Annotated in this window: 12 protein-coding genes; 1 reads left to right on the top strand and 11 read right to left on the bottom strand. The window is 38.3% G+C overall.

The features are described from left to right. Positions 1 to 393: 393 nt before the first annotated feature. The 6 genes from AC6I0I_RS02265 to AC6I0I_RS02240 form a co-directional block, all read right to left on the bottom strand. Positions 394 to 3633 (bottom strand): DEAD/DEAH box helicase, encoded by a 3240-nt coding sequence (locus AC6I0I_RS02265; RefSeq protein ID WP_262953842.1) that lies wholly within the window; start codon positions 3631 to 3633, stop codon positions 394 to 396. Positions 3634 to 3890: 257 nt separating this feature from the next. Then, entirely contained in the window at positions 3891 to 4427 is a 537-nt protein-coding gene (locus AC6I0I_RS02260) for a hypothetical protein (RefSeq protein ID WP_262953841.1), read from the bottom strand. Between the two features lie 159 nt (positions 4428 to 4586). Continuing rightward, positions 4587 to 6011: a sensor histidine kinase gene (locus AC6I0I_RS02255; protein WP_262953840.1), complete on the bottom strand. Its 1425-nt coding sequence runs from the start codon at positions 6009 to 6011 to the stop codon at positions 4587 to 4589. Further along, positions 6008 to 6676 carry a response regulator transcription factor gene (locus AC6I0I_RS02250; RefSeq protein ID WP_262953839.1) on the bottom strand — a complete coding sequence of 223 codons (669 nt, stop codon included), beginning with the start codon at positions 6674 to 6676 and terminating at the stop codon, positions 6008 to 6010. The genes AC6I0I_RS02255 and AC6I0I_RS02250 overlap by 4 nt, the downstream gene beginning before the upstream one ends. A gap of 145 nt (positions 6677 to 6821) precedes the next feature. Beyond that, a complete protein-coding gene (locus AC6I0I_RS02245) occupies positions 6822 to 7334 on the bottom strand; it encodes a hypothetical protein (RefSeq protein WP_262953838.1) in 513 nt (170 codons plus the stop codon). Between the two features lie 159 nt (positions 7335 to 7493). Continuing rightward, positions 7494 to 8249, bottom strand: a complete 756-nt coding sequence (locus tag AC6I0I_RS02240) for a trypsin-like serine peptidase (RefSeq protein WP_262953837.1) — start codon at positions 8247 to 8249, stop codon at positions 7494 to 7496. A 193-nt stretch (positions 8250 to 8442) separates the two neighbouring features. On the opposite strand from AC6I0I_RS02240, the gene AC6I0I_RS02235 reads away from it, so the two are divergent. After that, positions 8443 to 9729 (top strand): ISL3 family transposase, encoded by a 1287-nt coding sequence (locus AC6I0I_RS02235; RefSeq protein ID WP_289461271.1) that lies wholly within the window; start codon positions 8443 to 8445, stop codon positions 9727 to 9729. A gap of 202 nt (positions 9730 to 9931) precedes the next feature. Here AC6I0I_RS02235 and tnpC read toward each other — a convergent pair whose 3' ends face one another. From tnpC to tenpIN, 5 genes are all read right to left on the bottom strand, one after another. After that, positions 9932 to 11227, bottom strand: a complete 1296-nt coding sequence (gene tnpC, locus AC6I0I_RS02230; RefSeq protein ID WP_262953812.1) for an IS66 family transposase — start codon at positions 11225 to 11227, stop codon at positions 9932 to 9934. Continuing rightward, the gene (locus AC6I0I_RS02225) at positions 11224 to 11457 is read right to left on the bottom strand and encodes an IS66 family transposase (RefSeq protein ID WP_262953809.1); all 234 of its coding nucleotides are present in this window, start codon (positions 11455 to 11457) and stop codon (positions 11224 to 11226) included. Before AC6I0I_RS02225 ends, tnpC begins: the two co-directional genes overlap by 4 nt. A gap of 107 nt (positions 11458 to 11564) precedes the next feature. Next, positions 11565 to 11921, bottom strand: a complete 357-nt coding sequence (tnpB, locus tag AC6I0I_RS02220) for an IS66 family insertion sequence element accessory protein TnpB (protein WP_262953810.1) — start codon at positions 11919 to 11921, stop codon at positions 11565 to 11567. Next, complete coding sequence (locus AC6I0I_RS02215) at positions 11911 to 12105, bottom strand: hypothetical protein (RefSeq protein ID WP_262953811.1); 195 nt, start codon at positions 12103 to 12105, stop codon at positions 11911 to 11913. Before AC6I0I_RS02215 ends, tnpB begins: the two co-directional genes overlap by 11 nt. Positions 12106 to 12512: 407 nt before the next feature. Beyond that, the gene (gene tenpIN, locus AC6I0I_RS02210; RefSeq protein WP_262953931.1) at positions 12513 to 12965 is read right to left on the bottom strand and encodes a type III toxin-antitoxin system TenpIN family toxin; all 453 of its coding nucleotides are present in this window, start codon (positions 12963 to 12965) and stop codon (positions 12513 to 12515) included. Positions 12966 to 13109 lie beyond the last annotated feature (144 nt).

Raw genomic sequence — 13109 nt, 5'->3', positions numbered from 1 at the left:
ACCGCAGATTTTCACCGACTAGCTAGCCATTATTTAGCTTTTCGTTCAGCAAACTCCCGAGAGGATATAAAGAATCATTTCCTCAAAAATCCTAGTTCGAGTGTGTCGTATTTTGTCTAATTCCATCGAATATTTTAGCACAATTTTTTAAATAAGAGAATACTATCTTCCATAGAAATGGGTTTAAACAAAAAAGTTCTCGTCGATATAAAGACGAGAACTTTTTCTCTAATCAAAATGTTTCAAATATAGTTATGATTAGTTGTCATTAACGAAGGGAACTCAATATTTATCCTCATTTGATCTCCCTTCTAATGGATAGACTTTTCTTACTGAAAAATTAAAGACTAATTTTCAAAAAAAGTATCGACTACCTAAAGTTTTTTCTACCTCCTAAGCCTCAAATAACCCTTCGATGTCTTCCATTGAAAGATGTGTAATAAACGTTTCACCCTCTTTGACGAGCGAATCCGATAACTCTAACTTTTGTTGTTGTAACTTCTCAATCTTCTCTTCAATCGTATCCTTCGCAATTAATTTATATACGTGCACCTTATTCTGTTGACCCATTCGGTACGCACGATCCGTCGCCTGATTTTGGGCACTCATATTCCACCATGGGTCATAATGAATCACGACATCAGCTCCCGTTAAGTTGAGCCCCGTTCCACCTGCTTTTAGGGAAATTAAGAAGACGTCTCCTTCCCCATCATTGAAACGAGTGGCTAACTCCATGCGTCGTTCTGATTTTGTTTCACCCGTCAATGTAAAATATGAAATTCCTAACGCATCAAGTTTCGGTGCCATTAAATCAAACATTGATGTAAACTGTGAGAACAATAAGATGCGATGGCCACTTTCTTTACATTCTTGAATAAGTTCTAAACATAAATTTAATTTCGCGCTTTCAGCATGATAGTCCTCTAAATAAAGGGCAGGATGGCAACAAAGTTGGCGAAGTCGTGTTAACATAGAAAGCATCTTCATACGGCCTGCTCCATCGCCGCTTTCTCCTAACTGTGATTTCAGTTCCTGATTCATACTAACAAGCGTCGCCTCATACAACTTGCGTTGCTCTTTTTCTAACTCACAATAAACAACTGACTCTACTTTATCTGGTAACTCGGTTAACACCTCTTTTTTCAAGCGTCGTAAAATAAACGGTGCCACCAGTTGATGAACGCGCGCTAATAATTTTTCATCCTTATCTCGAATTATCGGATTCTCATACTGTTTTTTAAACTTCGAATAACTTAATAAATACCCTGGCAAAATAAAATCAAAAATCGACCAAACATCTGCGATCGAATTTTCAAGCGGCGTTCCTGTTAACGCGAATCGAACGTCACCTTCTAACTTTTTTACAGCTTTGGCATTTTGGGTCGCTTGATTTTTAATATAATGCGCCTCATCTAAAATAATGTAACGAAATGCCGATTCATACGCCTTAATATCCCGTCTTAATAAATCATATGAGGTTAAAACAACATCATAATCAATTAAATTCTGTAATTTTTCACTCCGTTGCGTAGCAGTTCCCGTAAGTGTTAATACTCGCATATCCGGCGCAAATCGCTCAAACTCTGCAGCCCAGTTAAATACAAGCGAGCTTGGCATCACGATTAAACTCGGTTTCTCTTGACCGCCCTCATACTCCGCACACAACATAGCAATGACCTGAAGTGTCTTTCCAAGCCCCATATCATCTGCCAAAATCCCCCCCATGCCGTAATCAGCTAATGTTTTCAACCAGCGATACCCCGTCTCCTGATACGGTCTTAGCGTTGCCTTTAATCTACTAGGCAACACGTATTCCATTTCATCTATTTGTTCAAAATCATTGACTAGTTGTCGAAAGGCCTTATTTTTCTTCGACTTAATCCCATTTTTTTCAAGAATTCGTTCTAAATAAAGGGCACGATATTTTGAGAGCTTAATTTCCTCTTGTTTTAAATCCTCCTCAGTTAACTCTAAATCTTCTACTAAATTAAAGAAAGATTGCATCGATTCTGAATCTAATTGTAAGAAACTTCCATCCTTTAAGCGATGATATTTCTTTTTCAATCGATATTGGGCCAACACATCGTTGTACTCTGCTAAATCAAAAGATAAATCTTCTAGCTTAAATGTCATCAAATCACTCTGTAAACGAACCCCCACCGAAATGTTAGAGGTTGTTTTTGCGCTCATCCCTTTAAATTTATCCGTGACATTCACCTCATGACGCGTCATTAAAGCCGTAACCCCAAGTCTTACAAATTGATAAATTTGGGCATCATCACGTAACACGAGCTTATCTTCCTCTCGCTCAAACGCATAGGCATTCAACGTATTCATTAAATCTGCTTCTTTTACCTTATCTCGAATCACGTTCGATGGAATGTCTTCGGTCAGTGGGTGATACGTCCGCTTGTTGTAATCATATTCGATTTTAGCCTCGACCTCTAACGCTTCATTCAAATCAAGATAAACTTTACTATCAAGCTGAGGAACGCTATACCTCTGTTCTAAATAAGCAATACTTTCTTCTGTTAAATAAGGTTTAATTTTGGGGTATACGAGCGACAAAAACTCAGGAAGTTGATCTTTGATTATCTTTAATTTTCCTCCTAAAGCAACTACCTGTTTGAGGATAGGGAATGCATCCCGTGAAAAATCCCGGCTAAATGGAGCACATACCTCCTGTGTGACAATAAATGGGATTCCTTTTAGTCCATGGAATAAAAAATTTGTCTGGTTAGGAGACAGTACAATGCCCCCTCCTTTAATCGCCTCCACTTTAAACCCTAGGTTGGGTGCTTCATTGCTCATCAAAACAGACTTAAATTCATGTTTTTCAACCAGACACGTAAGACGCTTTCCTAAAAATAACTGATGAAATTCTACTAATTTGGATTGACTTAAAAAGACCCCTCGACGGGCTGGCAAGTGTAAATCGTATTGATCCGCATACGATTGTTGATCTTCAACAATCCCTCGAACAAACTCTAACAGGGTCAATGATTCCGGCGTAAATAAATCCAGCTGATGATTAAACGTTAATTCCTTCCCATAATGGAATTCTTGTTGATTCTCAACATACTGAATAAATTTAAAGATATCTTTCACCACATACAATCGTTTGCGACCAATCTGTAATTCTAAATGAACTTCATTATTCTCAAATCGTAATCTTGGAACTAACTGAACTAACTCCTCATCAGAATATTTAATTGATGTAACACTAGAAAGCGATTCTTCATACTCATTAAATAGTTCAGTAACTAGCCGTTTTTGTAAAAATGATTCTAACGATTCCCACTTTATTTTCCGTGGAGATGTCTGTTGTTGTTTAACATACATTAACACGGCAACCGTATGTCGGCAAAACTCCCCATTTCCTCCATAAAGCGGGCAACCACACCAGAGCGTCCTTAAATCGCCCGATTTATCAAACTGTAACTCTACCTCCAAGCGGTGACCCCGGTCTTCGATATACGCGAGAATTTTATATTTATAAATAGAATCCTCATTAACTTTAACAGCATAAAACTCTTTAATAGCACCATTCTCAAAGAGATTCTGTCCCTCCACATAGGTCAACTCACTGCCTGCCACTTGCTTAATGATGGGGGCCGTAATCTTTAATTTCATTCAAATTCCTCCTAAACTATCTCCATTATATCAATTATGGTTCCTTTATGACAAATTCAAACATCATTACATAAAAAAGAACCTCAAAAGGTCCTTAAACGACGGTCAATAAGCCTATCACTGATGTCACCGTTTTGTCTTATTCATCTCTTTTAACTTCTTTTCAAACAATATCCTTTACTTCATCTGACAGTCTAGAGAGTTAAAATCTCACTAGGTCATTCTCTAAAAAAGACGTCTTTCTATCCTACCCTTTCTTACAAACTTAAGGTCACCTTGGTAAGCTTGGCAATTTCACATGGATTATTTTCTTTAATCAGCGCCTCTAGATAAGCGAATAGATGATCGTAACATTCTAAAAAAGCTTTTCCTGCCAGGAAAAAGATAACACCTTCAAAAGTAACCCTAAAACGTTTAAAAGGTTTATGATAAACGGTCATAATACTCGTATGAGATTGGAAATTAGGATAAGGTTTCTTATCAGCAAATTGAACGATGTCCTCATAGGTTTTTAACGTGGCTAACTGTTGCAGGATTGCTTCTTGATCCTTTGCATCAACCGAAAGGAGACGATATTGATTGGTCAAAAACTTCGAAAATTGATCCGCGTTAAAAATAGATTCCTTCGCCCGAAATTCATAAACATGTTCCCGTTCAATCAGTTCGTAAGCTGATAGAGGGAAGACTTCATTAACGGCTTCCATCATTTCCTCAAACGAAACTCTCTCACCCAATAACTCCTTTTTACTAATCACTACCCGATGATTAATCGTAAATAAAATGTAAGTTCCCATAAACGCAATCCCTCTTTTCAATTAATTTTTCTATTAACTCTCTATCAAAAAAAGTTAGATAATTTCATTTTACTTAAACTATTCTAGTTTATACACCACTGATCCAAAACATCCTCTCGCAAAGTTTCTTTTAGCGCTGACGATTCACCTCGATAACGTTTATTTAAACGTCAATTCAAACTTCATTCCTGTTTCTGTTGCTGTAAACGAGTAAGGAATCTGATGCGTCGTCAACAACTCTTTGACAATGTAAAGACCGAGACCATTGCCGCCACTGTGACGTGCTCTCGAAAAATCTGGACGATAAAAGGCATGGAAGACTTGTGATAACTCCTCCTCTGACAACGGCGTGCACTCATTTTCAATCGTTAACGTCGTTCCTTGTGTCCAAATCCGAATCGTGCGCCCCGACTCCGTATAATTCACCGCATTCGAAATAATGTTTGACAATGCCTTTGAAATCGCAGTGACATCCAGCCAAATCACGGAAGAGGCCTCCAATGAGACATCCACCTCGATTCCCTTCGAATTCGCCAACAATAAATACGGCTTCAACACCTCAAGCACCCAGTCGCGAAGCTCAATCGCCTCCACCCTATCGGCTTGATAACCAATTTGTAGGCGCGACGTATCTAAAATATCTTGCACCATCTGACTTAACCGGCGCACCTCGTCCTCACATTTTTGCAAGTAAAGCTCACGATCCTTATATCGTCCAATTCCAAGGCGCATGTTTTCAAGCATAATGCTCAACCGAGTGAGGGGCGTCTTCAATTCGTGTGAGGCGGAACGTAAGAAATCGAGCTTTTGTGTTTCGGCACGACTCACATTCTGAATCTCTTGCTCAAGCGACAAAATCGTGGCACCAAGCGTGTCATATAAACGATTAATATTACTAGCCAATTCCCCAATCTCATCCTCACTATCGACCTGACAATACGCATCGGCCTGCATCTGCTTCATTCGATGTGTCTGCTCACAAATCGCTCGGATGGGATCGGTCAGGGCACGGGCATAAAAATAGGAGGCCACTAACGAAATCAGAAGACTCGCGCCGATACTATACGGTAGCAGTTTAAACACAACGCCGCTTGCCTCCCCAACAGGCTGAAGATCAACCGATAAATAAAACGTGGCCGTCTGATGAAAAGACGTCTGGATGGAGGTTCGAAGCATGAGTGTTTGTTCCGATGGATAAAATCCATCATGAGGAAACTCGCGCAACGCCTCAATATCTGCAACCAATCCCCCCTCGGAAGGCATCACGATGGTATCTTCGCCGGTTGAGTCAAACGGTATAATTTGAAACGATTGAAAATCATAAACCTGTTTCCCTACTTGTAAAACGAGATTTAAATTGGACTGATGGGCATACTGTTTTGCCGTCGATATAAATGCCTGCTCATCAAGCGACTGCACCAGTGAGGTCAACGTTGCTTGATGTTGCGTTAACGTCGCTTCTTTCTCTTTCACATAAAACGGAGGCAACCATAACGAGATTAAGACGTGCACCGTTAAGATCATGGCACCCATCAAACTGAACGTAAACAAAAAGGTTTTAAAAAATAAGTTTAATTTTTTCATGCCGTCTCCTCATATTTATAGCCAATCCCTTTGACCGTCACTAAACAATCGAGTCCTAATTTTTTGCGTAAATTTTTAATGTATACATCGATCACGCGATCGGTTGGCATTTCATCGGGATTCCAAATAGAGTCGATCATTTGTTGGCGCGTTAAAACGTGCCCTTTATTTTTTAGTAATAGCTGAAGCAATTGGATCTCCTTCGGTTTAATATCGACCACCATCCCTCCTTTTTTGGCGGTATACCCTAAAAAGTCAACCGTCACGTCGCCGTATTGCCACTTATGGACTTCCTCCCGTTTCGCCCGGCGTCGTAATAACGCCTCAATTCGCTTATGTAAAACTGCCATGGAGAATGGCTTCGCCACATAATCATCGGCTTGTTCATCAAAACTCATAATTTGCGTATACTCATCGGTCATCGCGGTTAACATGATGATTGGAACCTCACTGACCGAGCGAATGTGGTTCAATACCACAAACCCATTCAACTTCGGCAACATAATATCTAAAAGAACGAGATCAAAGGCGGATGCTTTGAATAAATCAACCCCTTGTTGACCATCTTCGGCTTCTACAACGACGTAGCCCATTTCAGTTAAATAATCGACCACTGCCTCTCTAATCAATTGATCATCCTCCACAATTAAAATTCGATGTTTCACTGGAATCCCTCCTCTTTCTAACGTTCACTCTTTATGACCATCTTACCTTATTCCTTCTAAAAATGCACGACTTATTCAACATCCTCCCATCAGAAAAAGGGAGCCTCCTCTCGGGTAGGCCCCCTCTTCAAGCAATGTTCGCACTCTATTTCATTTCGAGTGTCGGATAGTCAGAAGATGCTGTTGCGCCTTCCACAATTTCAACCATGTCATAGTAACAATCTTCCTCTACTTCTCCCGTCAACTTATCTGTCCAACGATACACGCCTGTTGCCGGATTCACTTCCTCAATCGTATCGGTGCTTTCAAACACTTTGTAAAACTTGTCTTCTTGACCGAGCAATTGGCCAAGCTCCTTTTCATCTAGCCCCCGGCGTTCCTGCGGCGTCATCGCCATCACTTCCTCGTATGTATACGCATCGTACACATCTGATGACAACGTTTGGTCATCCGCTATATCATAAAGCACATCAAACGCTGAGGAATACGTCGCTGTATCGTTCCCCATCTTCAACTCACGGTCCATTTGATTCGCAACGCTCGCCTGACTCACGACGTGACCGAGTCCTAACGCTCCAACAACACCTGCACAAGCTAACGCTAAATATTTTTTATTCATCTTCATCATTCCTTTCGTCTCATTCATTCGTTCTTCCATTAGAGGCTCGCCCCTTGGATTACTTACATTATAGCTGGCGTGTGTGAAACCTATATGAAATATTATCGTCACTTTAATAAATGTGCTTCGCTTCTCAACACAGTTTTCAACCTAAAAATCCCCCTGCCAAATCCATGATTCAACAAGGGGATTTTCTAATTATAAATGCTTTTGAACAAAATCGTATAACTCATTATTTAATAGGAAGCCGTAAGTCACATAGTTTTCGCCTTCTTCATCGTTACATGCATTCGTTAAACCAATCACTTGCCCAGCTTCATTAAAGACCGGTGACCCTGAGTTTCCACCTGAAATAACTGCATTGTACATTAACACATTTCCACCGACGAGTAAGACTTCTCCTTCACTCTCCCATAACGATCCATACGCTTTATCCGCTGGATATCCAACCGTTCTCACATAATCGGTTTGTTTCACTTGTTCAATCGCCTTCTTCGATGCCAATGTTAAAGTCGGAGCGACATCATTAATCGTTCGACCATCTGCTAACGGCTCCACTTTCACCATCGCTAAGTCCTGATCATCACCTGGGGCCATGATTAATTCTTTTACTTTAAAGTCTAAGAACTCGCCATTTTCCTGTTTTAAACGAACAAGTAATTGACTTACATCATCCGCACACGCACTCACGACGTGCTTATTTGTTAACAACGTATTTTCACCCACAACAAATCCTGTTCCATGATTTATTTCGTCAAATGGCTCACGCATGTCTTGAATTAAGGCCACCCCTTTATTATCCCCTTCCACAGAAGTCAGAGGCACACGATCCTGAAGAGGACGCGTCGGTTTCGGTAAATCTAATCCTTGAGCAGGGCGCGTCAACGCCACAAACGCACCTCCAACTAATACGACTAAAAATCCCGCAATCATCCATAACTTACGTTTTTTCATCTATCTCATTCCTTTCCTATCAGCTCATCAATCGGGAACTCCGTCCCTTCGATTGACTTCATTATACCGGTTCTATAATATTTAGTGTTGCTGATTAAGCAGCACTTTTTTCATAGGATAAAAAAAAGAGACTTCAAGTCTCAATCCTGTTACAATGTTATCGACTAAAACAATATTGAAAGGATAAGATTTAATGTCTCACTCATATTTTACTAGAAAACTTTTAAATATTAAAGATAAAAATATTACATTTTCAGAAGATTATCTTGAGGAAGTGAAGTTGAACGGAATTACTAGCTTTATCTTTAAAGGTATTCTTACGTATCAACCGACTCATTGTCAAAAATGCGGAACCCTATTTGATTCAAAATTTAAGAAGCATGGATTTAAAACCTCTCGAATTGTCATTCCAAAAGTCTCTCTTCACGATACCTACTTAGACCTAAAAAAACAGCGTTATTATTGTGGGCATTGCCAGTCTACTTTTACACTAAGTACTTCAATTGTTGAAAAGAACTGTTACATTTCTTATCATACGAAACACGCCATTGCTTTAGAGGCCCAAAATAAAATTTCTGAATGTGATATCGCACGTCGCCATCAGGTCTCTCATTCAACCGTCAATCGAATCATCCATAGCTTTTATGAATCTCAAACCTTAAACCTTAATTATTTACCTGAAAATCTCTGTTTTGATGAATTTAAATCCGTTAAGTCTGCTGAGGGGCATATGTCTTTTATTTTTTGCGATGCTGACTCAAAACAAATCATCGATATCGTTGAAGATCGTCGTTTAAACTCCCTTCAAGCTTATTTTAAACGATACACAAAGGAAGCACGTCATCGAGTAAAAAATATTGTGATTGATATGTACGCTCCTTACATCAGCCTCATTAAGGATCTTTTTCCTCATGCCCAAATTATCATTGATAAATTTCATCTCGTTCAACATCTCTCTCGTGCACTGAACAAAACTCGAATCCGATTCATGAAAAAGTTCAAAAAGCATGGTCGTAAATTCAAACGTTATTGGCGCTTATTTTTAAAATCTCACGCTTTACTTAATACCACCACTTATCGATCAGTTTACTGCTTTAAACAACCCATGCGTGAAATTGATATCTTAAACTTTCTACTTGATTTATCTCCTGAATTAAAAGCAACCTATGATTTATATCAAGAGTTACTTTTCGCTCTTCAGACAAAAAACTTAAAACGATTTAATCATTTACTCGAAACGGAACATCCGCTTGTTTCTCCTGAGTTTCAAACGGCTTTCCAAACCTTTAAAACTTATCAATCCTATATTAAAAATACACTCTCAACTCATTACACAAATGGTCCCATCGAAGGAATTAATAATAAAATTAAGGTCATTAAGCGTATTGCCTTTGGATATCGTAGTTTCTATCACTTTAAATCTCGTATTCTCATGGTTCAAAATCTAACAAAGCCTAAAACGAAAATCCTAGCAGCATAGCTACTAGGATTTCGATTTGAATTTTCGTTGTAACAGGTTACAAATTAATCAGCAACACTATTTGACAAAGAACCATTATACCTTGCCCATATGAAACGAATATGAAATATCATCGTAAGCACGTAATAATAACACGGATACAAAAATAGCTACCACTCCTGTAAACTAAAGGTACAGAGTTGGTAGCTATTATTTTATATTGTTACCGACAAATCTCTTGGACTGTTTTTGCCCATGGCAAAAAGTCCACCAATACGCCTGGATTTCGTATGAAGTCCGTATTAGGTAGTTTTTCAAAAAGATAAGTGAGATATTTGGATGGATTTAGACTATTTTCCTTGGCTGTCTCAATGATAGTATATGCCATCGCATTGGCAGTCGCACCCTTCATACTGGTTGAAAAAAGGTAGTTTTTACGGCCAATCGCGATAGGGCGAATTGCTTGTTCAGCTAGATTATTCGAGGCTTCAAGATTTCCATCATCTAAAAAGCGCAAAAGCTCTACCTTTTGATTGAGGGCATACATAACCGCTGTTTGAAGTTTTCCTTTCATCACATAGAAGGATTCGAGCCACTTGAAAAATTCTTCGATGACTGGTTTGATGATCAGTTGGCGCTGTTTTTGACGTTGCTCAGGAGATAAATCTTTAATCGTCTTTTCAAAACGAAAGATTTGATCGCAGTATTCGACTGCCTTTTTTGCCTTACCATTATTCCCAGGTATCTCAAAAAACTTTCTTCTGACATGAGCCCAACATCCAACTAATTTCACGTTGGGAATATTTTTATAGCCCGAATACCCATCACAGTGAAGATAACCTTTAAATCCTTCTAAGATAGTGGTTGCCACCGCGCGTTCACGTGTTAGATCAGCGTGGTAATAAGCTACAGGATGTTGGGCATTTTTGATGGTTCTAAATAACCAAATCCTTGATTGAGAGGTGGCAGGTTTTCCATCCGCTCGATTTAAAATTTGATACGGTGTTTCATCTGCGTGTAAAACGGTCTGTTGAACTAGTTCATCTCTCAATCGCTCATAAATCGGAAGTAACCAATCATAAGAGGTAGTGATTATCCAATTTGAGAGCGTCTTATCACTCACACTTAATCCATAGCGTGCCCATTCTGATACTTGTCGATAACAAGGAATACTTAAGACATATTTTTGATGAAAAACTTCAGCTAACACACTCGCTCCGGCAAAGCTTCTTTGAATCGGAGCTTTTGGAGTTTCGGCACAACGAATCGGTTTAGCTTCGATCGATGCATCATGACAATCACATGCATACGCGTAACTAATGTATCGCTTTTTATATAATCGGGCTGGAACGAAACAAACTTCGTCACGAATGACCTTTTTTCCTATCCGTTTCATTTCGTTTCCACAATTTGTACATAAGCAGTCTTCTCCATGTAATTGACAATGGATTTCCTCAATCGGTAAGTCCTTGATTAATTCTGCCTTCCTTCCCTTTTGTTTTTTACGTCGATAGGTTATTTCTTCGACGGTTTGGTCTTCAGTTGTCTCTGTCTCTTCAAAAAATTATCTGGATTAAATAATGAAATTTGGCCATCGGCTACTTTAGTCTTTTCACTCGAAGATCCAAATAGTTTTTTAGTCATGCATTGAATTTGTTCATTTAATTGGCGAACTTGTTCTAAAAGTTCTTGATTTTGCGCAAGTAAGTCTTTGTTTTGTTTCATTAATTGTTGTTCAAGTTCTGTCATCAAATTCGCCTGCTTTCAAAAAGGTTTCGTTGTAAGATTAGTATACCTAATCTTACAACTTATGAAAATAGAAATAAGAGATTTTTGTCGAAAATCCCTTATTTCTATTAGTATAAACATCCTGTTTTAGCAGGTTTAATGGCTTTGGGTTGTTGAATGGATAACCCCTCTAATAACCAACGGAGTTCTTGGGCCGTTAATTTCTTAACTTCGTCTTGATCTTTAGGCCATTGTAAATTTCCATTTTCAATTCGTTTGTACAATAACATAAATCCATCACGATCCCAGTACAAAGCTTTATATCGATCCTTTTTTCTTCCACAAAACAAGAAGATGGCATCATTAAATAAATCTAAGTTGTATTTATCCGAGACAACACTAGCTAAACCGTCAATCCCACAACGCATATCAGTATGGCCACAAATGATAAAGATATTTTGAACCGTAGTAAAATCAACGAGCATACTTAGACATCTCCGCTAGAACAGTATGTAAGATATATTTGTTCACACCATTGTAAAACGTAACTTCAGCATCCTTAATTTTAAAGTGACAAACAGGTGTATTTTTATTAGTCTCAGATACTGAATTAGACTTTAAATTAGAGTCACTCAATGCGACTGGAACTATAATAGGATTTTCTTTCATAAAAAATAGACCTCCTTTTCTTTGATAGCTACAGTATAGCTCAAAGATGGAGGTCATAATAGACATGTTTATATTACGTGCTTACATATCATCACGCATTCGTTGAAAATAAACGTTTTTTCTCATCAAAAAAGAGGTGACTCCCTATCACCTCTTTAACCTTCTTATTCAGGTTCTATAATTTTTGGTATGGGTGAGATTACTCACACCTTTTTGATTGCCATAAATATTGAGACAAAAAAAGGGACATAGTCCCCAAAATCCCATACAATGTAATCGACTAGAATAACACGAAAGGATTGGGCTTATGTCTCACACTAATTGTATCTAACTTTACTTGATTTAAAGGAAAAAAAATCAATCCCTCTAAACCCATCCTTCTCTTCTTCTATAAATAAATCTGCTTTTTATGGTTCAATCCCTAATTCCTTATGAAAATACTGCAGAGAGGAATACTTACAAAACGTTTGATTCCGTTTTACATCCAATCGCTTAGCAGCCTTTTTATATTGATTAAGATAAGATTTAAATCCTTTCATTATCTTATATTCATTTCCCTTAAGAGCATTAAATTCATTCTGTCTTATTCGAACTTCCGAGGAGCTTTTATAGGTCGGACTTGTAATTAAAACCGCCTTCGTATAATCAATCCCTTTAAGATCATTCGGATGACTACTATCCGTGATAAAAAGATATTGATGACGAATATGAGATCGAAAGGGTAAAGCAAACTCTAACCCATCTACGATGATAAAAACAACAGCATAGGGCCGGTCATTTTTATGTAATATTTCAGAGTAAACCGATTGAGGATAATCTTCGTAAAAATCCTTTGTAAGATATATCAACTCCACCCCCATCAACCATCCCTCCTAATTTATAAAAATAGCCCCTTGTAATAAAGGGACTATTTTTCATCAATTGAGCCTTTTTTATTTTTAGTTATTCGCGCTCTACGAATAATATCATCAATTGAGCCTTTTTTATTTTTAGTTATTCGCGCT

Source organism: Turicibacter sp. St.80E1 (assembly GCF_059728495.1).
The sequence above is the reverse complement of the archived record's forward strand: the minus strand, read 5'-3'. Positions and strand labels throughout refer to the sequence as shown.